The following is a 22,341-nucleotide window of genomic DNA, read 5'->3' as shown; positions in this document are numbered from 1 at the left end:
GCCGCGATCACTTCCACGGTACTGTGTCAGGGGTGTTCAACGGATGCCTTCTGGCAGCCAACTTGCTAGACAAAGAAGTTGGTTCACGAAGAGGCGCAGAGGACGCGGAGGTGTTGCGTTCTGGGTTGAGCTGCGGATATCACATTTGATTTCGGGAACCTGCGGTTCAGCTAGAAGCTCCGCCCTCTCTGCGCCTCTGCGCCTCTGCGCCTCTGCGCGAACCATTCTGTCTAAAGATCACAAAGAAAAACCCGGATGCATCGCTGCACCGGGTTTTTCTTTCAAACAAATCGAACCTCGGAGATTCCGCTTACTCTGCGGGGACCATCGACGGGGTGCCGATCATCATGCGTTCGCCACCGGGAGGGGCGGCTTCGCGGGCGGCGCGGAGGATCTGGGTGCGTTCGGCGCGTGAGGCCATGTCGTCCCAAGCCTTTTCGGCGCGGCGGCAGCGGTCACGGACGTTGTCGAGGAGGGCGGCATCGCCGTTGCGACGCTCTTCATCAGCGCGGGCCCGGTAAAATTCTGGATTATCGGCCATGCTGGTGCGCTCCTGCGGGAAATTTCAAAGGGGTGATGCGGCGACCGTTATGGCCACCGCATCGCAACCGAGATCAGGTCGGCGGACCGTAATCCGCCAGCGAGATCAATCGGCTGGCTGGAGGTTCACGGCCGACTGCTTGCCACGCTTGTCGGGCTCGAGCTCGTAGGTGACGCGCTGGTTCTGGTTCAGCGTCGGCATGCCGGCGCGCTCAACCGCGGTGATGTGCACGAATGCATCGTTGCCGCCGCCATCCGGCGCGATGAAGCCATAGCCCTTGTCGGCGTTGAAAAACTTGACGGTTCCGGTGATAGCCATGAAGTGGCTCCTTCTTAGTAGAGAGTAACCCGACGTTCGGGCGACCCGTGCCGCGGAGCAGGGAAAGAAGGAGAAAGGTGCCGCAAAGCGCCAAGAACCGTCGATATGCGACTGTAGCTGAGCGCTATATGGGCCAAGACCGCCCGAATTGCAAATCTTACCGGTAAAATGGGTCAAGAACTGCACCGATTACCGCAGATATTATTTTCGCGCGCGGCGCCGGTAGCGACGAGAATTCAAAACGACCGGCGCCGATATTTCGACGCCGGTCGAGGGACTTAACGGCAGCGGGTCTCGTTGCTGGACCGGTCGATTGCACGGCCGGCTAGAGCACCGCCCGCAGCACCGAGGACGGTACCGAGCAGGCCCGAGCCGCCCGGAGCGATGACGTTGCCGAGCACACCACCCGCGACTCCGCCGACGATCAAGCCCGTGGTGCCATCGTTGCGGCGGCAATAATACCGGCCGTCGTTGCCGCGGTAGACGCGTTCGTTGCGCGACAGGCGGCGCTCGCGGTAGCGGCGGTCGTCGCGGTAATAGCGGCCGGCGTCGTAGCTGCCATAGGCGGGATCCGGCCGGTTATAGTCGTAGGAGCGATAGCGCGGGTCGACGCCGTAGCGGCTGCCCCCGTCGCCGACGCAGCCGGCAACCAAGGTGGAGGCGGCCAGCAGGCCCAGCATCGCAACGCGCATTTCGTGTCCTTTCAGAGGGTTGATACTGCAACCGCAATGCTCGGCGCCGGGATTTGGTTGCCGGCGCCGAAACACCGTCAATCCTTGAGGTTTGCCGGCACGGTGCCGCCGTTCTTCTCCAGCTCGCGCATCACGGCCTTGATCAGCCACATGTTCATCTCCGCGCTGCCGTCCTTCGCGCCGGTATAGCCGAGCTCGGTGGCGAGCTCCTTGCGGTTGTCGAGGCTCGAATCGAGATCGAGAAGCTTCATCAGGTCGACGATCGAGGTGCGCCAGTTGAGGTCCGATCCCTTCTTCGAGGCGATGCCCGAGAGAACGGCTTCGACGTCGACTGCCTGGGCGGGCGCGGCCTGCGGAGCCGGGGCTGTGGGCGCCGGTGCGGCGGGTGTCGGTGCAGGCTGTGCGGCAGTGGTCTGCGGCGCGGGCGCCGGTGCGGGTGTAGCCTTGGGCGTGCCGAAATGACCGCTGCCGAGCGGACCCTTCTCACCAAAGATGGCGGACTTGATCTTGCTGAAGATGCTCATGGGGGTTCCCGTCGAGTAAAGGAGTGACGGCGGGAGAACGCCCGATACGGGAATTGGGTGCAGGCCCGGCGAGCCGCAGCGGCGGATCGTCCGCGCCTTGCGACTGATCGGGATCGGCGGCGGCTGGCGCAGTCCGTTGCGGCTCGGGCTCGGGCTCCGGTTCGATGTCGGGTGGGCGCGGCGGATCGAACGCCCAGGCCAGCCCCGCGACGCGGCGCGCATCGGTGGTGCCACTGGCTTGCGCTGCTTCTGCGTCGACCAGCCCCGCGTCGATCGCAAAGCCGACGAACCACGTGTCGCGGTCCGCGCTCTCGGTGACGACACGCTCGGCGATCTCGCGGTCGCGCGGCGCTTCGAGGATAATCCCCTCGTCGTCCGAACATTCGCGGCTGTAGTCGTCGTCGCCGAACGCCCCGTCCTCTTCGCCGAAATAGGGCCGCGGCGGGGGGAAGCAGGTGCGCCACCGCTCGGCGACATGGTCGTACCAGACCGGACAATCGCCGATGCGACCCTCGTGCATATCCGAGTGAAGTATAGGAAGTGCCGACGCTGGCGCGGTTTCCGCGGCAGGCGTGGGTGCGTTGGGGGGTGCGTCGGGGAGCGCGTCGGGGGGCGCGGCGGCGGGAGGCGTTTCGGGCTCCGGTTCGGGGGCGAGGCGGAGCAGGCCGGCGGCTTCGGCGCGCGCCCATTGCGCGGCGGTCCAGCCGGCGCGGGCGGCGGGATCGAGATCGCTGACGTCGATCCCGGACGCGACGCCGGCGGCGCTGCGCAGCCAGCGGTCCGCGCGGGCGAGCGCGAGGATCGGCGCCATTGCCGCTTCGGCTGCGCTCGGCGCTGATCCCGTTCCTGGCCCTGCCCCCGCCCCCGCCTGTATGGCGTCGGCATCGAGACGTTCGCCGAGGAACAGGCCGGCGCGGGCGGGGCCGGCGTCGCGCGCGATGATGTCGAGGAAGGCGTCGAATTCGGCGGCGACCATCCGGGTGGCGGCGTTGGCGGTCTCGGTGGCGTCGGCGTGGCGGTCGAGCCGGTTAAGCAAGGACATGGCGAGGCGGTTGTCGTAGCGGTGGCGCTCGATCACTTCGCCGTCGGGCCTGGTGACGCGCTCGGTCTGGCCGGCGATCGCGCGGAGGAAGAGCGTTTCGGCGACGATCGGCCGCGCGACCAGCTTGGCGGCGTCCCAGCCGAGCGCGAACGCTGCGCCTGCCGCGCGACGCCGCAGCGTGTAGGCGGCACCGGGCGAGAGGCCGACGCTGGCGCTGGCTTCGTCGACGGTGGCGCCCTCGGCGATGCGCTCAAGGAAGCCGCGCTGGCGATCCGGGGTCCAGCCGTCGCTGCGCTGGGTGTAGCGGGTCGGGGTGGCTGGGATGTAGGCGCGCGGGGCGGGATCGGCTTGCGCGGCGGGGTCGGCTTGCGGGGGGGCGGGGTGATCGGGGGCGGTTTGCGGGGGGGGCTTCGGGTTCGCCGGTTTGCTCGGCGCCTTGGTCGATGCCGTGGTCCTGGAGAGCGGCGGTCACTTGCGCATGGTCCGGGCAAGCGCGGTCCAGCGGTCGCGGTTGGCGGCGATCTCGGGCGATACGGGGATGCGGGTGCCGATCCGGCCGGCGTCTACATGCGCTTGCCAGGCGATGACGTGGCGGACCGCGTCTGGGAGGTGGTCGGGGATTGGGGGTTCGTACCGGGGCCGGGGGGCGGGCGTGGCGCGCGTGGCGATGTAGCATGGGTGCGGGTCGGCCGGGGTGGGTGCGTTCGCCATGATCGATCCTCGTTGCGGAGAGGACCGATCAGGTATGCCGGGGGGGGGGGGGGGGGGGGGGGGGTGGGGGGGGGGGGGGGTGCGGGATGCGACGGCGGTTGGAGCTGCTGCCTTGTTCCCCCGCGAACGCGGGGGCCCAGGAGCCACGATCGCTGTCCTGCTTGGTGCTGGGCTCCTGCCTTCGCAGGAGAACGAGGATGAGGGTTATGCCCTCCCCCGTCATGCCGGACCCTTCGGCTTTGCTCGGAAGAGCCTTGTTCCGGTATCCACCGTTTCGCACATCGCCGCTATCGAGTTCGGGGGACCGTGGACCCCGGAACCGGTCCGGGGTGACGGAGTGAGGGTGGTGGCGTCGGGATCAGCGTCGACCGTCGGGCTTTTCCGATCCTCCCCCGCCAGGGGGGGTGGCACCGCAGGTGACGGAGGGGGAGGACACGCAACGAAGGTAATCACCCCCTCCCCCTCCGTCTGGCAAGCGCCAGCCACCTCCCCCTGGCGGGGGAGGATCAGGAAGGCGCGTCAGCCGAGCGTCGAACCGCGATCCGCGGCGAACGACGGGGCTGGGCCGGTGGCGGGGCGGAGCGACTCGCGCTCGGCCTTGGTGGGGACCGCGGTGGGATCGGGGCGGAAGGCGTCCGGCGCGCGATCGGTCGCACCCGGGCGGTGCTTGTCGAGCGCGAGATCGGGCGCAGCATGCTCGGCGGGGTTGGCCTTCGAGCGCAGGAACACCGCCAGCAACGCACCCCCGAGACCGATCGCCGCGGCCCCGATCGACAGCGCGTTGATGCCTAACGTCTTCGACTTGGGCTTCGGGGCGTGCTTGTCCGGGTGATGGGGCTTTGGCATAGGTTTGTCCGGTGTTGTTGGTCTGGCGGGTTCAACGAGTTGGGGTGGTAGCCTGTTCCGCTGATGGACTTGACGATAGCACCTGTCCGTCGCACCTTCTCACCATGACGCTCGCCGGCTTTCCCCGCATCTCGATAGACCCCGGCGTTTGCGGCGGTCGGCCGGTTGTCACGGGCACGCGTGTTCGGGTTACCGACGTTCTCGAAATGCTGGCGGGCGGCGCGACTATCTCGGAGATCGTTGCCGACTTTCCGTATCTTAGCGAAGCCGATGTGCAAGCGACATTGGGCTATGCAGCAGCGACGACCGATCATCCGGTGGTGCTGGCCGCCGAATGAAGTTCCTCGTCGATGCGCAGCTACCTCCGGCCTTGTGCAGGTGGTTGCGCGATCGGGGCGAGGACGCGACGCATGTTTCGGAGATCGAGATGCTTGCCGCGAGCGATCGGGCCATCGCCGCTCGCGCCGAGGCGGATGGATCGGTGCTGGTAAGCAAGGACGACGATTTTGGCTATCTCCGGCACCCGGACCGGTTCGCCCTGTTGTGGCTCCGCTGCGGCAACGCGTCCAATCGCGCGTTGCTTGCATGGCTTGAGCCACGATGGGATCAGGTCGTGATGTTACTTCGGAACGGCGAACGGCTCGTGGAAGTTCGCTGAGAGGATAAGGTCTAGGACAAGGAAAGCCGCCGCGTCGCTTTATTCGTCCAGAGGAGCGGCAGCGTCAACGCCGCTTGTGTTTGTCGATGATCGCCTGCGCCATTGCCATTACCTCAGCGTGAGGAATGCTGGGTGTGTCCGACTTCATTGCGCGCTCTACCTTGGCGCGGAACCACGCGTCATACGCGGCCGCGTCTTCGCTGGTCGAGCACTCCGACTCGGTGGGGGCTAGGTCGGGCATGCAACACAATCTAACTGACTACGGTCGAGTTTCAAAGCCAGTATCCCGGCAGCCTAGAAAACCAACTAGACTATGATTTCGAGTTCTTTAATTTTCCGAACTCAACATCATCGGTCACTATACCACACAACTTGGCTACCCATTCGTCCGAATAGGTGTAGTCCTTGTGGGCGACATGATAAGTACAAAATTTCGGATTCGTACCGCTTGGTGTTAATGATCCAGGTTTAGGACGGACGCCGAATTTTCGCCATGCCTGGGTGTGGTTATGTGAGCTAAAATGTTTGCCCGTCTTCTCCACTACCTTCTTAACTACCGAACCTGCCCTGTGCGGCCAATTTTCATCTGCCGCAACCTTCTGAACTAATACGTTGTGAGGATTTCCGTCTCCGAGCTTATTAGAGAACGTAAAATGGGCATCGCCCTTCGACGCCTTCTCCAGTGAATAACTAACCTTAAATTGGAAATCAGGGTCAGACATTTCATCGTCGGTAAACATTTTACTCAATTGTGCGTCGATCGATTGAACTGGCCCCGCAACCTCTGCCTTCTGAAGCATCGCTGCCTGATCAATCGACATTTTAGAAATCTGAATTGCATATGACAAATCTTTGCCCAGAGAAACGCGCTCTCCAAACAGCTCGCATAATGACTTTTCGAAGTTCAAGCAGTTAGCTTGAAATATTGCGTAAAATGTCTCGCCGATCGCTGCAAGAGTTTTGTGCTCAACTGCATCCCTAATTATCTTCATTGCTTGAAGATTATTAACCGATCCAACAGCGATTGGGACGTCCTGCCTTTTTATCATCTGACCGAGCAGGAATGAGCTTCCATCTTTATGGGTAATGACGCCGTCTCGACGAATGTAAAATTCGTGAAGTAAATACGTCCATGCTATGTTCGACAGGACCGCAAATACCTCAACCTTAAAACGAAGAAGCGGCATATTGAAAATCTGAATCGCCAGCATCATCGCCTCCCGAGCGCGAACTAAGCGTTCATTCTCGAACGGTGACAAGCCTGTCTGCAGATCGATAAGAGATTTTTCCAATGTGAACCGCTCGATCTGCTCATCGGTCGCGGGCAATATCTCCAATTTTTTAACATCACTAATTCGGCCAAAATTTACGGTCGGATCGCGGCCAGTATTGATCAAAGCATGAATGTCTTGGTTGCGGTGACCTTTGCCCAAGAGCGCCTTAACAATCTGCTTCTCAAGAGCGGTCATTGAAGGCGTAAGCATATCGTCTCCATGCGGCTAAGCATGAAGCTGACATACCACGCCGCGACCTTACAAGGAGATTCTGTGCCTTACTCCGCCGCAACCGCCCGCTTCTCCAGCAACGGAGCCAGATACTTCCCCGTGAAACTCCCCTTGGCCTTCGCGACCTTCTCCGGCGTGCCTTCGGCGACGATCTCGCCGCCCTTGACGCCGCCTTCGGGGCCCAGGTCGAGGACCCAGTCGGCGGTCTTGATGACGTCGAGATTGTGTTCGATCACGACGACCGTGTTGCCTTGCTCGACCAGCGCGTGGAGGACTTCCAACAATTTCCGCACGTCTTCGAAGTGGAGCCCGGTGGTGGGTTCGTCGAGGATGTAGAGCGTGTTGCCGGTGGCGCGGCGCGAGAGTTCCTTGGCGAGCTTGACGCGTTGCGCTTCGCCGCCCGAGAGCGTCGTCGCCTGCTGCCCGACCTTGACGTAGCCGAGGCCGACCTCGACCAGCATCGCCATCTTGTCGCGGATCGGGGGGACCGCCTTGAAGAACTCGGCGGCGTCCTCGACCGTCATGTCGAGCACGTCGGCGATCGAATGGCCCTTGAACTTCACCTCGAGCGTCTCGCGATTGTAGCGCGCGCCGTGGCAGACGTCGCAGGTGACGTAGACGTCGGGGAGGAAGTGCATCTCGATCTTGAGCACGCCGTCGCCCTGGCACGCCTCGCAGCGGCCGCCCTTGACGTTGAAGCTGAAGCGGCCGGGCTTATAGCCGCGCGCCTGCGATTCCGGCAGGCCGGCGAACCAGTCGCGGATCTGCGTGAAGCTGCCGGTGTAGGTGGCGGGGTTGCTGCGCGGGGTGCGGCCGATCGGCGACTGATCGATGTCGATGACCTTGTCGAGATACTGGAGGCCGGTGATCTTGTCGTGCTTGCCCTGGACGATGCGCGCGCCGTTCAGCTCGCGCGCGGCGGCGGCGTAGAGCGTGTCGATCGTGAAGCTCGACTTGCCCGAGCCGGAGACGCCGGTGATGCAGGTGAAGGTGCCGAGCGGCAGGCTGGCGGTGACCCCGCGCAGGTTGTTCGCGACCGCGTTGTGGACGGTGAGCTTCTTGCCGTTGCCTTTGCGCCGCGTTGCCGGGACGGGGACTTCGCGGGTGCCGTTGAGATAGTCGGCGGTGATGCTGCCCTTCGACTTGAGGATCTGCTTCAGCGTGCCCTGCGCGACGACCTGGCCGCCGCGAACGCCGGCGCCGGGACCCATGTCGATGATGTAGTCGGCGGTGCGGATCGCATCCTCGTCATGCTCGACGACGAGCACGGTGTTGCCGAGATCGCGCAGACGGCGGAGCGTCTTGAGGAGCATGTCGTTGTCGCGCTGGTGCAGGCCGATCGAGGGCTCGTCGAGGACGTAGAGTACGCCGGACAGGCCGCTGCCGATCTGCGACGCGAGGCGGATGCGCTGGGATTCGCCGCCGCTGAGCGTGCCGCTGGTGCGATCGAGGTTGAGGTAGTCGAGGCCGACATTGTTGAGGAAGCCCAGCCGCTCGACGATCTCCTTGAGGATGCGTTCGGCGATCGCGTTCTGCTGGTCGCCGAGATGCTGCGGCATGTCGGTGAAGAATGCGAGCGCGTCGACCACCGAGAGATGCGTGGCGTAGGAGATGTCCTTCATCGCGATCTTGACCGCGAGCGCTTCGGGTTTCAGGCGCGCGCCGCCGCAGACTTCGCAGGGGGCGGCGGACTGATACTTGCTCAGCTCCTCGCGCATCCAGGCGGAGTCGGTCTGGAGCATGCGGCGGTTGAGGTTGCCGATGACGCCCTCGAACGGCTTGCTGACGTCGTATTTCTTCTTGCCGTCGATGAAGGTGAGCGTGACGGGCTTGCCCTTCGAGCCGTGCAGGATGGTGCTCTGGACCTCTGGCGGGAGGTCGGACCAAGGCGTCTCGATGTCGAACTTGAACTCGCGCGCGAGGCTGCCGAGGACCTGCATGTAATAGGGCGACGGCGGGTTGGATTTCGCCCAGGGGACGACTGCGCCCTTCTTGATGCTGAGCATGTGGTTGGGGACGACGAGGTCTTCGTCGAACAGCAATTTCTCGCCGAGGCCGTCGCAGGCCGGGCATGCGCCTTGGGGAGCGTTGAACGAGAACAGGCGCGGCTCGATCTCGGAGATGGTGAATCCGCTAACCGGGCAGGCGAATTTCTCGGAGAAGACGATGCGGCCGTCGGGGGCGTTGTTGCCGAGGATTTCCGATTTTGGCGTGTGCGGCTCGACCGGGTCGGCGGGGTCGACATAGGCGAGGCCGTCGGCGAGTTTCAGTGCGGTTTCGAACGACTCCGCGAGACGGGTGGCGATCTCGCCGCCCACGACCAGGCGATCGACGACGACTTCGATGTCGTGCTTGTACTTCTTGTCGAGCGCGGGGGCTTCGTCGATGTCGTGGATCGTGCCGTCGATGCGGACGCGCGCGAAGCCGGCCTTCTGCCACTCGGCGAGTTCCTTGCGGTACTCACCTTTCCGCCCGCGGACGACGGGGGCGAGCAGGTACAGGCGCGTGCCTTCGGGGAGCGCCATGACGCGGTCGACCATTTGGCTGACGGTCTGCGCCGCAATGGGCTCGCCGGTGGCGGGCGAGTACGGGATGCCGACTCGCGCCCAGAGCAGGCGCATATAGTCGTAGATCTCGGTGACGGTGGCGACGGTCGAGCGCGGGTTGCGCGACGTCGTCTTCTGCTCGATCGAGATCGCGGGGCTGAGGCCCTCGATGTGGTCGACGTCGGGCTTCTGCATCAGTTCGAGGAACTGGCGGGCATAAGCGCTGAGGCTCTCGACGTAGCGGCGCTGGCCCTCGGCGTAGATCGTGTCGAAGGCGAGGCTCGACTTCCCCGAGCCCGAGAGGCCGGTGATCACCGTGAGCGTGTCGCGGGGGATGTCGATGTCGACGTCCTTGAGGTTGTGCTCGCGCGCGCCGCGTACGGAAATCTTGGTCAGCATGAGGCTGGTTCTACTTCTGTTCTGATCGGGAGACTAGTGGGAGAGATAGGAATGCATGAGGCCGGGTGCCAGTTCATCCGGAACGATCGATTGCGCGACGATCGGCTGGGAGGCTTACATCCGGCTTGCAACCGGGCGGGGTATTGATGACAACCGGCGGCGGTACGGCGTGCAGCGGGATGATACGATGAGGACTGATTTTCGATGCCGCTGATGGTGGCGCTGATCGCAGCCGCAGCGCTGGCCGAGCCCGCCGCGACCGCGCCTTTGACGCCAGTGGGCAAGTGGAACGTCGACTACGGCGCGACGGCCTGCATGCTGGGTCGCACCTATGGCACCGACAAGGCGGAGACGATCCTGGCGCTGCGCAGGGCACCGTTGGAGCCCACGATGGACCTGATGATCTATACCAACGATCGTAGCGCGACGATGCGGCTGGGACAGGCGGCGGTCAGCGTCGTCGGCGGGGGGACGGGCGAAAGCCGGTACGAGAGTTATCCGACCCAGGCTTCGGGAAAGCGGATGACGCGCATGCCGGTCGACGTCGCGCTGTTCGAGACGCTGCCGGCCGATGCCGTCCTGAAGATCATGCCGGACAAGATGCCAGGATGGGCGTTCGCCTTGCCCCACGCGAAGGCAGCATTCGAGGCCTTGGCCACATGCAATGATGCGACGGTCAAGCTGTGGGGGATCGACCCGACCGAGCGTTCGCGGATCGCGCAGCCCGCCGCGCCGACGACCTCGCCTGCGTATTGGATCTCGCCCGAAGACTATCCGAAGACCGTGCTCGGCAAGGGCGCGCAGGGGACGTCGACCGTGCTCTGGACGATCGGTGTCGACGGGCGGGTCGCCGATTGCCGGACCGTGGTGAAGAGCGGCGAAGTCGAACTGGACAAGGCGGCCTGCACTGCGATCACCAACCGCGGACGCTATAGTCCGGCGCTCGGCTTCGACGGCAAGCCGATGATCAGTCACCTGACGCGCAAGGTGACGTGGCGATTGCCGGGAACGTGGTCGGGACGCAACTGACCGTCTGCAAGACGATGACAGGTCCCTACCGTCGCGGGGTTGCGCTGCTTCATTGGTGTATTATCTTTATCGTACACACGAACGGAAGCGCACAGAGGACATCATGGGCAAGAAGAAGGACGAGCGTAAGCGGCGCGAGCGCGAGGCCGAGATGGTGGCGGCACGCAACCCCGAGGCCGCCGGGCATCAGCATCACGAGCACGACGGCGCTCGGCACGAGGATCGCAAGCACGACGACCGCAAGGCCGAAGACCACAAGGCTGGGGGCCGCAAGCACGAAGGCGGCACGGCGTTTGCCGGGATCGCCGCCACGATTGCCCGCCAGATGGGAACGCCGGTAGGTCGACAGATGATCGCGGCAGGCCTGATGGCCGCGGCGACGGCGATCTCGAAGCATGACGCCAAGTCGAGTGCTCGGCCGACGCCGCCTGCCCCGCCCTCCCCCGCCCCGTCTTCACCCTCGCCCTCGGGGTCGCCGCAGGCTGAGCCTGTAGCGTCGAAGGTCGAGCCGGACGTGGCTGCCGAGCCGACCAAGCCGCAGGGCAAAGGCCCGTTCGCTGGGGATACGCCGGAGCCGCCGCGTAGCGAGACGAATGCGCTGCCGCCGGAGTTCGCCAAGGTGCTGGACTCGGTCACGGTGGGACTCGAACGGTTGTTCGTCGGGTTCGGCAAGCCGACCGGGAAGAAGGATCCTCCCGCCGGTTGAGTTCGTGGCTCGCGACGCCGCTGCTGGCGTTGCGAGCCGGTAAAGCTGGTCAGGCGGCTTTAGTGCCGATGGACCAGAAACCCGGACGTGTGAGACGCCGCACGTGTGTCGGTCAGGTCGCGATAATGGGACGCGACCTTGCAGCCAGTCGGACGGTCCATTCTCCGCCATCGGCGGTGCATCGGCGGGGCGCCTGGACGACTTGCCGTCGTCGCACACACGGTTCGTCCTGTTTGTAACGCCTAATTAAATCTGACGCATATCCGTAATCCCGCTGTCCCGGGCCCGCCATAGGCGCTGCCTCGGGAGTGACGATCGATCGATCTCACTAAGGGGTTTCAGGATGACGAACTTTTCGAGCCGCTTCGCGCGGCTGTTGTGTGGCGCCGTCGGCGTGGGCGCGCTGGGCACCGTTCCGGGCGCGGCCGTCGCGCAATCGCTGGTAGCCGCCGGTGCCGAACCCGGTGCGACGCCCTCCGCCACCGACGCCGCGGACCCCGCGCCCGCCCCCGAGCCCGCCCCCGCGGCAAGCGGACAGGACGACCCGATCGTCGTCACCGGTGCGGCGACGCGGTCGGTCACGCAGGTCAGCGGCATCGACATGCAGAAGATCCTGCCGGGTGTCAGCCCGTTGAAGGCGCTGCAGACGTTGCCCGGCGTGACGTTCCTCACCGCCGATCCATGGGGCAACAACGAGCAGAACATCTCGTTGTTCGTCCACGGCTTCAATGCGCAACAGCTTGGCTATACGCTCGACGGCCTGCCGCTGGGCGACCAGAATTACGGCAATTACAACGGCCTGTCGCCGCAGCGCGCGATCATCTCCGAGAACGTGGCACGCGTGACGCTGGCAAGCGGCGCGGGCGATCTCGGGACCGCATCGACGAGCAATCTGGGCGGGACGATCGATACGTTCTCGAGCGATCCGCGCAAGGATCTTGGTGCGCAGGTCGACCAGACGCTCGGCAGCCATTCAACCTCGCGCCTGTTCGCGCGGATCGACAGCGGGACGTTCGGCAACGGCAACAGCTTCTACATATCGGGCTCGCGACAGAAGGCGAGGGCGTGGGATTTCGACGCAATCCAGGGCGGCTACCAGGCCAACGCCAAGTTCGTCCACGACGACAGCAACGGCAAGCTGACGCTGTACGGCGCCTATTCGGACAAGACCGAGCCGAACGAGGATTCGACCGTCATCACCACCGCGACGCAAGGCACCGCGCCATATGTGCGCCCCTTCGTCTATCCCGATTTCGGCGCGATGCTCGCCTATCTCAACTCGGGCGCGTACAAGGCGGACGGCGCGAACTATCGCAATTATTACGGCGTGGCGGCGCGTACCGATTACCTCGGCTACGTCAAATACGACTGGAACGTCAGCGACCGCGTGACCTTCTCGAACCAGGCCTATTACCACCACAATGACGGCGTCGGCGTCATCGGCGGCCCGATCGACGTCGCCGGCCTGCCCAAGCTGTTCTCGTTCTATTACCCCGGCCAGAACCTGACGACCGTGTTCGGCGGTTCGGGGCTGGCGACGCGCACGACCGAATATCGCATCGATCGCGAAGGCCTGGTCTCCACCGTTGCGCTCGACCTGGGCGCACATCATGTCGAGTTCGGTGCGTGGTACGAGCACCAGAGCTCGTCCGCATATCGTCGCTGGTATCCGTTCCCGGTCAACGATCCGAGCACGCCGTACCAGCGCCCGGGCGACGAACTGACGCCGCTGATCACGCAATATCACAGCGAAGTGCGCGTCGACGAATACCAGGCGCATATCCAGGACAGCTGGAAGCTGCTGCCGACGCTGACCGTGCTCGGCGGGGTCAAGAGCACGTTCCAGAACGCGTCGCAGCGCGTGCCGACGCAGCCGATCCCGGGATCGTTCACCGGCTCGGTCGCGCTGCCGGTCGGCACGATCGACACGCACAAATACTTCCTGCCACAGCTCGGCGCGCTGTGGGACGTGACGCCCGACGACCAGGTGTTCGTCAACGTGCAGAAGAACATCCGCCAGTTCCAGACGAGCGCGGCGGCGGGGCTGTCGCCGTTCGCGCTGGGCAGCCAGGCGGCGTTCGACCTGTTCAAACAGGACGTCGAACCGGAGACGAGCTGGACGTACGAGGCGGGCCTGCGGGCGCATCATGCGCTGAACCTCGGGCCGCTCACCGGGTTCGAGGGTCAGATCAGCGTGTACCATGTCGATTTCAGCAACCGCCTGCTCGGGATCAGCCCGAACCCGGTGGTGACCGCGGTCGTCAGCGGCGCCGCGATCCTGCAGAACGTGGGCGCAGTGAAGACCGACGGGTTCGACGTCGCCGGCACGTTCCGGTTCGGCTCGCATTTCTCGTTCTACGACGCGCTGTCGTACAACAACTCGCGCTACGAGGAGAACTATGTCAGCGGGACGACCACCGTCGCGACCGCGGGCAAGAAGGTACCGGGCAGCCCGGACTGGCTGAACAAGTTCACCGCGTCGGCCAATTACGGCATCTTCGACGCGCAGCTGGTCGGGGATTATATCGGCAAGCGGTTCGCGACCTACACCAACGACCTGTCGGTGCCGTCCTACTTCACGCTGTCGGGGCGGATCGCGGCGCGGGTGCCGCTGGCGGAGGGACAGATCGTCCGGACCGCGACGGTGAGCCTGAACGTGACGAACATCACCAACAAGCGGGCGGCGTCGACGCTGAGCATCGGTGCGGCGAGCGGGACGTTCAACCAGTTCCCGGTTTCGCCGCGGCAGTGGTTCGGGACGATTAGCGTCGGGTTCTGATGCTGGGGGGGCGTGGGGCGGCGTGGTCTGTCACGCAGACTCGACCGCCTGTCTCGTGCTCCTAGTTCCCCCGCGAAAGCGGGGGCCCAGGGTTCGGAAGGCTGACGCTTCCGGGCTCTGATCCCCCGCGAGAGTAGTCTCTCGTTCGGCGCGTGATCGGTACTTAGCTGGGCTCCCGCGTCCGCGGGATAACGGGGCTGACCTAAGAGGTCAGTCCCACTGCCCTGAAGAACCGGCAACGGGCCTGCTTGGCCGGACAGGGGCAAAGCCCCTGTCGTCGGACGCGGCTTTTGGCCGCGCCGGCCGATCTGACCGCTTTATAGCTCGGCCGTAGCTTGCGCTACGGCCTTGCGCGGTCAGATGTGTATGGGCTTGCCCTGAACCGCCATCGCCGCCTCCTTGATCGCCTCGGCATGCGTCGGATGCGCATGACACGTGTAGGCGATGTCTTCGCTGGTCGCGCCGAATTCCATCGCGATGGCGGCTTCGGCGATCAGCGTTCCCGCCAGCGAAGAAACGATCCAGACGCCGAGGACGCGGTCGGTCTTGGCGTCGGCGATGATCTTCACGAAGCCGTCGGTGTCGCGGTTGGTCTTGGCGCGGCTGTTCGCGGCGAACGGGAACTTGCCGACCTTGATGCCACCCGATTCTGCGGTCTTGTCGCGCGCCGCCTCCTCGGTGAGGCCGACACCGGCGATCTCGGGCATCGTGTAGACGACGCTCGGGATGACGTCCTCGTTGACGATGCCGGTCTGGCCGGCGATGTTTTCCGCGACCGCGACGCCCTCGTCCTCGGCCTTGTGCGCGAGCATCAGGCCGGGGATGCAGTCGCCGATCGCCCAGACGCCGTCGACCTTGGTGCGGAACGAGTGGTCGGTCTCGATCTGGCCGCGCTTGTTGAGCTCGAGACCGATGGCTTCGAGGTTGAGGCCGTCGACGTTGGCCTTGCGACCGATCGAGACGAGCACCGCGTCGGCGGTCAGCGTCTCGGATGCGCCACCGGCGGCGGGCTCGACGGTGACGGTCGCGACGCCATCAGCGACGGTCACGCCGGTGACCTTGGTCGAGAGCTTCAGCTCCATGCCCTGCTTCTTGAAGAGCTTGGCGGTCTCGCGGCGGACTTCACCGTCGAAGCCGGGGAGGATCTGGTCGACGAACTCGACGACGGTGACCTTCGCGCCGAGGCGACGCCAGACGCTGCCGAGTTCGAGACCGATCACACCGCCGCCGATGACGACCATGTGCTCGGGGACCTTGGGGATCTCAAGCGCGCCGGTGCTGTCGACGACGGTCTTCTGGTCGACTTCGACGCCGGGGAGCGGCATGACGCTCGAGCCCGTCGCGATGACGATGTTCTTCGCGGTGACCTTCTGGCCGGCGATCTCGACGGTGTGCGCGTCCTGGAACGCGGCCTTGCCCTTGAGCCAGGTCACCTTGTTCTTCTTGAACAGGAATTCGACGCCGCCGGTGAGTTCCTTGACGGCCTTGGCCTTCTCGGCGTGCATCTGGTCGAGGTTCAGGGTGACGCCCTGGAAGTCGATGCCGAACTTCGTCATGTGGCCGCCCTTGGCCTCCTCGTAGATCTCGGAGGCGTGGAGCAGCGCCTTGGACGGGATGCAGCCGACGTTGAGGCAGGTGCCGCCGAGCGTGTCGCGGGACTCGGCACAAGCGGTGCGCAGGCCGAGCTGCGCTGCACGGATCGCCGCGACGTAACCGCCGGGGCCCGCACCGATCACGAGGACGTCATAGTCGTAGTCAGCCATTGTCTCTAATCCCGTTCATCATCATGCGAGGACCCGAATGGCCCCACAGCCGGCATCCGCGCAGGATGCCGCAAATCGGCGCAGGGCAGGAACACCCTGCAAGATATATTCGAGCGCCTCTGGTCCTTCATTTAGGAAGGAATCCGCGAGATACACGTCCTGAGCTGCCATCGCCGCGGGATCGTACCGTTGCGCCAAACTACCGTCGTCCAGCGATTTGAGCGCCGCATCGAATGTCACCATGCGCTCGGGCGGCACGATCGAATATTCGAGCGAGCCGATACCGTCGCTGCTTTGCATCGGCGTTTCCTCGGCGATGATCCCGAGCGCGTGCCCCATCCCATAGGCTTCGCCGGTCAGCATAAAGTGCAGCGCCTGCCACGCCTTGTCGAACTCGACGAGATCCTGTTCCGGCGCGGCGTCGTCGAAAACGAAATCCGGAACGCCGCGTGGGTCGGCTTGAAGACGCGCAATATCGGCAATGGTGGCCCGACGGAGGTACATTACCATGCCCATCGGGCCAGTCTCCCTTAAAGGTCGATCAGGATGCGCGTCGGATCCTCGATCGCGTTCTTGAGCGCGACCAGGAACGTCACGGCTTCGCGGCCGTCGATCAGGCGGTGGTCGTAGCTGAGCGCGAGGTACATCATCGGGCGGATCACGATCTGGCCGTTGACGACGACCGGGCGCTCCTCGATGCGGTGGAGGCCGAGCACGGCGGACTGCGGCGGGTTGATGATCGGGGTCGACATCAGCGAGCCGAACACGCCGCCGTTCGAGATCGTGAAGGTACCGCCCTTCATCTCGTCCATCTTGAGCGCGCCTTCCTTGGCACGCTTGCCGAAGTCGCCGATCGTCTTCTCGATCGTCGCGACCGACATCTGGTCGGCATCGCGGATCACGGGGACGACGAGGCCGCCCGGCGACGAGACCGCGACCGAGATGTCGGCGTAATCGTGATAGACGATGTCATCGCCGTCGATCGATGCGTTGACCGACGGGATGTCGCGCAGCGCCATCGTCGCGGCCTTCACGAAGAAGCCCATGAAGCCCAGGCGAACGCCGTGCTTCTTCTCGAACAGGTCCTTGTACTTGGCGCGTGCCTCGATCACCGCGGTCATGTCGACGTCGTTGAACGTCGTCAGCATGGCCGCCGTGTTCTGCGCTTCCTTGAGGCGCTTGGCGATCGTCTGGCGGAGGCGCGTCATGCGCACGCGTTCCTCACCGCGACCCGATGCGGCGGCAGGGGCTGCTGCCGGAGCAGGCGCTGCGGCGGGCGCAGGTGCTGGCTTGCTCGACGCGGCGGCGGTCACGTCTTCCTTGGTGATGCGACCGTCGCGGCCGGTGCCCTTGACCGTGCCGGGGTCGACGCCGTGCTCGAGCACCGCGCGGCGGACCGACGGGGAGAGCGCAGCGGGGGAGTCGCTGGTGCCGGCGCCGGGCTGGTCGCCATAGCCTGCGCCGGACTCGTCCTTGGCGGGAGCGGCGGGCGTTGCGGTCGCGGCGGGCTCGGGCGCCTTGGCGGGGGCAGCAGCGGCGCCGTCACCGGAGTCGATCGTGGCGAGCATTGCGCCGACCTGCACGGTGTCACCGACGGCGACCGCGTGCTGGCCCATGACGCCGGCGACCGGCGACGGGACCTCGACCGAGACCTTGTCGGTCTCGAGGCTGGCGATCGGCTCGTCGACCGCGACGGGATCGCCGGGCTGCTTCAGCCACTCGCCGAGGGTGGCTTCGGTGATCGATTCACCCAGGACGGGGACGGTGACTTCGGTTGCCATGTTTGCTTCTACCTTTTGTGCTCCTGCGGACGCAGGGGCCTAGGGTTACTCTGCCGCACCCTGGGTTCCTGCTTTCGCAGGAAAACAGGGAGCGGGTTCAATCAGTTTGCGCGGGTGCGGCGGATTTCGTCGCGGACGGAGTGGCCAAGCGCGTCGGCGACGAGCGCGCCCTGTTCTGCCTGGTGACGCTTCATCAGGCCGGTCGCGGGCGATGCCGAGGCGTTGCGCCCGGCGTAGCGCGCGCGCTTCACGCGGGAATCGACCGTTGCCAGCGCCTCCTCGATCAGCGGCTCGACGAAGAACCAATAGCCGTTGTTCTTCGGCTCTTCCTGCGCCCAGACGATCTCTTCCAGGTTCGGCATCCGTGCGACGCGCTCGGCGATCGGGTTGCCGGGGAAGGGATAGAGCTGTTCGACGCGGACGATCTGCGTGTCGGTGTCGCCCGCTGCGTCGCGTGCCTCGATCAGGTCGTACGCGACCTTGCCGGTGCACAGGACCAGACGCTTCGTATCGACGTCGGCGGCCGGATTGGTATCCGACAACAGGCGGCGGAAGTGGCTGTCGCCCTGGAAATCCTCGGCGTTCGACACGGCCAGCTTGTGCCGCAGCAACGACTTCGGCGTCATCACGATCAACGGCTTGCGGAAGTTGCGGTGCATCTGGCGGCGAAGCAGGTGAAAATAGTTCGCCGGGCTGGTGCAGTTCGCGACCTGGATGTTGTCGTCCGCGCACGACTGAAGGAAACGCTCGGGACGTGCCGAGCTATGCTCTGGCCCCTGCCCTTCGTAACCATGCGGGAGCAGCATCACGAGACCGTTGGCGCGGAGCCACTTCGACTCGCCGGACGTGATGAACTGATCGATCATGATCTGCGCGCCGTTGACGAAGTCGCCGAACTGCGCCTCCCAGAGGACCAAGGTCTTCGGATCGGCAAGCGCGTAGCCGTACTCGAAGCCGAGCACGCCGTATTCGCTGAGCGGGCTGTCGAGCACTTCGAAGCGGCCGTGCTCGATCTCCTGCAACGGCACGTACTTGTGCTCGTCGGTCTGGTCGACCCAGACGGCGTGGCGCTGCGAGAATGTGCCGCGACCCGAATCCTGACCGGACAGACGGACGCCGTACCCTTCCGAGAGCAGGCCGCCGAATGCGAGGGCCTCGCCGGTCGCCCAGTCGAAGCCCTTGCCCGACTTGAACATCTCGCGCTTGGCATCGATCACGCGGTTGAGCGTCTTGTGGATCTTCACGCTGTCCGGGATTGTCGTCAGCGTGCGGCCGAGCGAGTCGAACAGCTTCTGGCTGAGCCCGGTCTCGACGTTGCGGCGTGCCGACGCGCCATCGGTCGGCGCGCTGAGGCCGGTCCAGCGACCGCCGAACCAGTCGGCCTTGTTGGGCTTGTACGAGGACCCGGCTTCGAACTCGCCCTCGAGGCGGAGCGTGAACTGCTTCACGTTCTCGTCGATCCAGGGCTGGTCGATCACGCCTTCCTTGATCAGGCGATCGCCGTACACCGACGAGACACCGGGATGCTTCCGGATGATGTCGTACATCAGCGGCTGCGTGAAGGATGGCTCGTCGCCCTCGTTGTGGCCGAAGCGGCGATAGCACCACATGTCGATGACGATGTCGCGGTGGAACTTCTGGCGGAATTCCATCGCCATCTTAGTTGCGAAGGTGACCGCCTCGGGATCGTCGCCGTTGACGTGGAAGACCGGCGCCTGGACGCCCTTGGCGACGTCCGACGGGTAGGGCGACGAGCGCGCGAACTGCGGCGAGGTCGTGAAGCCGACCTGGTTGTTGATGATGAAGTGGACGCAGCCGCCGGTATTGTAGCCGCGGATGCCCGAGAAGCCGAGGCACTCCCAGACGATCCCCTGCCCCGCGAACGCCGCGTCGCCGTGGATCAGCACGGGCAAGCTCGCGACATGATCCTTGAGATCGTTGTTGAGCGTCTGGATCGCGCGCGTCTTGCCGAGCACGACCGGGTCGGCGGCTTCGAGATGCGACGGGTTGGCGACCAGGCTCATGTGAACCTTGTGGCCGTCGAACTCGCGATCGGTGCTGGTGCCGAGGTGATACTTCACGTCGCCCGAGCCACCGATGTCGTCGGGGTTGGCCGAACCGCCGGCGAATTCGTGGAAGATCACGCGCAACGGCTTGGCCATCACGTTGGCGAGCACGTTGAGGCGACCGCGATGCGCCATGCCGATGACGAGCTCGCGCACGCCCATCTGGCCGCCATATTTGATCACGCTCTCAAGCGCGGGGATCATCGATTCGCCGCCGTCGAGCCCGAAGCGCTTCGTGCCGACATACTTCTTGCCGAGGAACTTCTCCCACTGCTCGGCCTCGATCACCTTGGTGAGGATCGCCTTCTTGCCGTCGATGGAGAATTCGATCGCCTTGTCCTGGCCCTCCATGCGCTCCTGGAGGAAGCGGCGCTCCTCGACGTCGGAGATGTGCATGTATTCGAGGCCGACATTGCCGCAGTAATTCTTGCGCAGCGTGTCGACGAGCTCGCGGATCGAGACCCATTCGAAGCCCATCGTGCCGCCGAGATAGACCTTCCGGTCGATGTCGGCGTCGGAGAAGCCGTGATATTCGGTCTTCAGATCCTCGGGCATCTCGCGCTTCGAAAGGCCGAGCGGATCGAGGTTGGCGGCGAGGTGACCACGGACGCGGTAGGTGCGGACGAGCAGCTGCGCGCGGATCGCGTCGGCAGCGGCCTTGGCGATCTCTTCCTTCGAGACGGGCGCGGGGGCCGCTGCGGCGGGGGCTGGTTTCCCCTTTGCAGGCTTGGGCGCGGGCTCCATCTGAGTCGGATCGAGTGCCGCGGTCAGGTCATCCGTGGTGGTGAGCGGCCAGCGGGCGCTCTCCCAGCTCGGGCCCTGCGCGGAACCTTCGAGACCCTCGAAGAACGCGCGCCAACCGGATTCGACCGAGGCCGGGTCCGCGTTGAACTTGGCGTAGAGCGTCTCCACGAACGCCGGGCTGACGCCGGCTGCGATATCGCTGAAATCCTGGCCTTCGTAGCCCATCGTTCTCGTCCTCAGTGTCCCTCTCCCCGCGGGGGAGAGGGAGGGGCCCGCCCGCACTTACGGGTGGGAGGGTGAGGGCACGGGCGGTCACGTGCCCTCACCCTTCCGCTGCCCCAGAACCCCATGAAAGTGCTACTTTCACGGGAGCCCTTCGGCAGCTCCTTCCCTCTCCCCGAACGGGAGAGGGGTAGTCAGCTCAGCCCTTCAACACGCTCAGCAGCGTCTCGCCGAGCAGGCTGGGGCTTTCCGAAACGCGGATCCCGGCAGCTTCCATCGCCGCGATCTTGCTCTCCGCGTCGCCCTTGCCGCCCGACACGATCGCGCCGGCATGGCCCATGCGACGGCCCGGAGGCGCCGTACGACCGGCGATGAAGCCTGCCATCGGCTTCGACCGACCGCGCTTGGCTTCGTCGCGAAGGAACTGTGCCGCCTGCTCTTCTGCGTCGCCGCCGATTTCGCCGATCATGATGATCGACTGGGTCTCGTCGTCGGCGAGGAACAGCTCGAGCACGTCGATAAAGTTCGTGCCGTTGACCGGATCGCCACCGATGCCGACCGCGGTCGTCTGACCAAGGCCTGCGTTCGACGTCTGGAAGACGGCCTCATAGGTGAGCGTGCCTGAACGGCTGACAACGCCGACCGAACCCTTCTTGAAGATCGAGCCGGGCATAATGCCGATCTTGCACTCGCCGGGGGTCAGCACGCCGGGGCAGTTCGGGCCGATCAGGCGCGACTTGGAGCCCGACAGCGCGCGCTTGACCTTGACCATGTCGAGGACGGGAATGCCCTCGGTGATCGCGACGATCAGCTCGATCTCGGCGTCGATTGCCTCGAGGATCGAATCGGCGGCGAAGGGAGGCGGCACGTAGATGACCGACGCGGTCGCGCCGGTCATGGCCTTGGCTTCGGCGACGGTGTTGTAGACGGGGAGGTCGAGGTGGGTGGTGCCGCCCTTGCCGGGCGTGACGCCGCCGACCATCTGCGTGCCGTATTCCAGCGCCGCCTTGGTATGGAAGCTGCCGGTTTCGCCGGTCATGCCTTGCGTGATGACCTTGGTGTTCTTGTCGACGAGGATGCTCATCTTGTCTCGTTCCTTACCACCCCGGCGAAGGCCGGGGCCCAATTGGGAAAGCGGTCATGGTAGTGCGATGCGATCGTAAAGGTCGTCCCAAGAGGGATTGAAACCGTTGATCTCACGCAGTTTCCAGTCTCGCTTCCACTCCTTCATGTGCAGCTCGCGCTGCCGGGCGGCTTCCCAACTACCGGCTAACTCATACCAGACGAGCAGCTTGCAGTCGTATTTCTTCGTGAACCCGGCAACGACGGCGTTGCGGTGTTCCCACACGCGCTTCGCCAGGTTCAGCGTCGAGCCGAGGTAGATCGTACCGTTAAACCCACTTGCCATGATGTAGACGAACGCTTGTTCTTCCATCAGCGGGGCCTTCCCAATTGGGCCCCGGCCTTCG

Annotated in this window: 21 protein-coding genes; 5 read left to right on the top strand and 16 right to left on the bottom strand. The window is 64.8% G+C overall.

What is annotated here, in order from left to right:
* Window positions 1–310 precede the first annotated feature (310 nt).
* The 7 genes from BM244_RS00720 to BM244_RS00690 all read right to left on the bottom strand — a co-directional run bounded on the left by BM244_RS00720 (window position 311) and on the right by BM244_RS00690 (window position 4,674).
* The gene (locus BM244_RS00720; protein ID WP_056060610.1) at window positions 311–541 is read right to left on the bottom strand and encodes a hypothetical protein; all 231 of its coding nucleotides are present in this window, start codon (window positions 539–541) and stop codon (window positions 311–313) included.
* A gap of 105 nt (window positions 542–646) precedes the next feature.
* Window positions 647–859, bottom strand: a complete 213-nt coding sequence (locus BM244_RS00715; protein WP_031394996.1) for a cold-shock protein — start codon at window positions 857–859, stop codon at window positions 647–649.
* A 278-nt stretch (window positions 860–1,137) separates the two neighbouring features.
* Window positions 1,138–1,551 (bottom strand): glycine zipper 2TM domain-containing protein, encoded by a 414-nt coding sequence (locus BM244_RS00710; RefSeq protein WP_139226837.1) that lies wholly within the window; start codon window positions 1,549–1,551, stop codon window positions 1,138–1,140.
* 77 nt (window positions 1,552–1,628) lie between these two features.
* Complete coding sequence (locus BM244_RS00705; protein WP_093396800.1) at window positions 1,629–2,075, bottom strand: DUF3597 domain-containing protein; 447 nt, start codon at window positions 2,073–2,075, stop codon at window positions 1,629–1,631.
* Complete coding sequence (locus tag BM244_RS00700; RefSeq protein ID WP_093396799.1) at window positions 2,035–3,153, bottom strand: hypothetical protein; 1,119 nt, start codon at window positions 3,151–3,153, stop codon at window positions 2,035–2,037. Before BM244_RS00700 ends, BM244_RS00705 begins: the two co-directional genes overlap by 41 nt.
* 432 nt (window positions 3,154–3,585) lie before the next feature.
* Window positions 3,586–3,828 (bottom strand): hypothetical protein, encoded by a 243-nt coding sequence (locus BM244_RS22520; RefSeq protein WP_139226836.1) that lies wholly within the window; start codon window positions 3,826–3,828, stop codon window positions 3,586–3,588.
* A gap of 519 nt (window positions 3,829–4,347) precedes the next feature.
* The gene (locus BM244_RS00690) at window positions 4,348–4,674 is read right to left on the bottom strand and encodes a hypothetical protein (RefSeq protein WP_093396796.1); all 327 of its coding nucleotides are present in this window, start codon (window positions 4,672–4,674) and stop codon (window positions 4,348–4,350) included.
* Between the two features lie 104 nt (window positions 4,675–4,778).
* Between BM244_RS00690 and BM244_RS00685 the strand changes: the two genes are divergently transcribed.
* Together BM244_RS00685 and BM244_RS00680 are read left to right on the top strand one after the other, a co-directional pair.
* Complete coding sequence (locus tag BM244_RS00685; RefSeq protein WP_093396795.1) at window positions 4,779–5,012, top strand: DUF433 domain-containing protein; 234 nt, start codon at window positions 4,779–4,781, stop codon at window positions 5,010–5,012.
* The gene (locus BM244_RS00680) at window positions 5,009–5,332 is read left to right on the top strand and encodes a DUF5615 family PIN-like protein (protein ID WP_093396793.1); all 324 of its coding nucleotides are present in this window, start codon (window positions 5,009–5,011) and stop codon (window positions 5,330–5,332) included. The genes BM244_RS00685 and BM244_RS00680 overlap by 4 nt, the downstream gene beginning before the upstream one ends.
* A gap of 64 nt (window positions 5,333–5,396) precedes the next feature.
* On the opposite strand, the gene BM244_RS00675 is transcribed toward BM244_RS00680, so the two are convergent.
* The 3 genes from BM244_RS00675 to uvrA form a co-directional block, all read right to left on the bottom strand.
* Entirely contained in the window at window positions 5,397–5,573 is a 177-nt protein-coding gene (locus tag BM244_RS00675; RefSeq protein ID WP_093396791.1) for a type II toxin-antitoxin system RelB family antitoxin, read from the bottom strand.
* A 70-nt stretch (window positions 5,574–5,643) separates the two neighbouring features.
* Window positions 5,644–6,801, bottom strand: coding sequence for a DUF3644 domain-containing protein (locus tag BM244_RS00670; protein ID WP_175517981.1), 1,158 nt, complete (start codon window positions 6,799–6,801; stop codon window positions 5,644–5,646).
* 83 nt (window positions 6,802–6,884) lie between these two features.
* On the bottom strand, window positions 6,885–9,782 hold the full coding sequence (gene uvrA, locus BM244_RS00665) for an excinuclease ABC subunit UvrA (RefSeq protein WP_093396788.1): 2,898 nt from the start codon (window positions 9,780–9,782) through the stop codon (window positions 6,885–6,887).
* Window positions 9,783–9,986: 204 nt separating this feature from the next.
* On the opposite strand from uvrA, the gene BM244_RS00660 reads away from it, so the two are divergent.
* The 3 genes from BM244_RS00660 to BM244_RS00650 all read left to right on the top strand — a co-directional run bounded on the left by BM244_RS00660 (window position 9,987) and on the right by BM244_RS00650 (window position 14,296).
* Window positions 9,987–10,811 carry an energy transducer TonB gene (locus tag BM244_RS00660; protein ID WP_093396787.1) on the top strand — a complete coding sequence of 275 codons (825 nt, stop codon included), beginning with the start codon at window positions 9,987–9,989 and terminating at the stop codon, window positions 10,809–10,811.
* Between the two features lie 103 nt (window positions 10,812–10,914).
* Window positions 10,915–11,517 carry a hypothetical protein gene (locus tag BM244_RS00655; RefSeq protein ID WP_093396785.1) on the top strand — a complete coding sequence of 201 codons (603 nt, stop codon included), beginning with the start codon at window positions 10,915–10,917 and terminating at the stop codon, window positions 11,515–11,517.
* A gap of 343 nt (window positions 11,518–11,860) precedes the next feature.
* Window positions 11,861–14,296: a TonB-dependent receptor gene (locus BM244_RS00650; RefSeq protein ID WP_093396784.1), complete on the top strand. Its 2,436-nt coding sequence runs from the start codon at window positions 11,861–11,863 to the stop codon at window positions 14,294–14,296.
* A gap of 356 nt (window positions 14,297–14,652) precedes the next feature.
* Here the strand turns inward: BM244_RS00650 and lpdA are convergent, their stop codons facing one another.
* From lpdA to BM244_RS00620, 6 genes are all read right to left on the bottom strand, one after another.
* Complete coding sequence (gene lpdA / locus BM244_RS00645; RefSeq protein ID WP_093396782.1) at window positions 14,653–16,059, bottom strand: dihydrolipoyl dehydrogenase; 1,407 nt, start codon at window positions 16,057–16,059, stop codon at window positions 14,653–14,655.
* A 21-nt stretch (window positions 16,060–16,080) separates the two neighbouring features.
* Complete coding sequence (locus BM244_RS00640; protein WP_093396781.1) at window positions 16,081–16,575, bottom strand: DUF1877 family protein; 495 nt, start codon at window positions 16,573–16,575, stop codon at window positions 16,081–16,083.
* A gap of 14 nt (window positions 16,576–16,589) precedes the next feature.
* Window positions 16,590–17,840 (bottom strand): 2-oxoglutarate dehydrogenase complex dihydrolipoyllysine-residue succinyltransferase, encoded by a 1,251-nt coding sequence (gene odhB, locus BM244_RS00635; protein WP_060524044.1) that lies wholly within the window; start codon window positions 17,838–17,840, stop codon window positions 16,590–16,592.
* 101 nt (window positions 17,841–17,941) lie between these two features.
* Entirely contained in the window at window positions 17,942–20,875 is a 2,934-nt protein-coding gene (locus tag BM244_RS00630) for a 2-oxoglutarate dehydrogenase E1 component (protein ID WP_093396779.1), read from the bottom strand.
* Between the two features lie 196 nt (window positions 20,876–21,071).
* On the bottom strand, window positions 21,072–21,956 hold the full coding sequence (gene sucD / locus BM244_RS00625) for a succinate--CoA ligase subunit alpha (RefSeq protein WP_093396778.1): 885 nt from the start codon (window positions 21,954–21,956) through the stop codon (window positions 21,072–21,074).
* Between the two features lie 54 nt (window positions 21,957–22,010).
* Window positions 22,011–22,307: a GIY-YIG nuclease family protein gene (locus BM244_RS00620; RefSeq protein ID WP_093396776.1), complete on the bottom strand. Its 297-nt coding sequence runs from the start codon at window positions 22,305–22,307 to the stop codon at window positions 22,011–22,013.
* Window positions 22,308–22,341 lie beyond the last annotated feature (34 nt).

It is taken from the genome of Sphingomonas sp. OK281, from assembly GCF_900115295.1.
Taxonomy (GTDB): Bacteria; Pseudomonadota; Alphaproteobacteria; order Sphingomonadales; family Sphingomonadaceae; genus Sphingomonas.
This window is presented reverse-complemented; position numbering and strand designations above follow the sequence as displayed.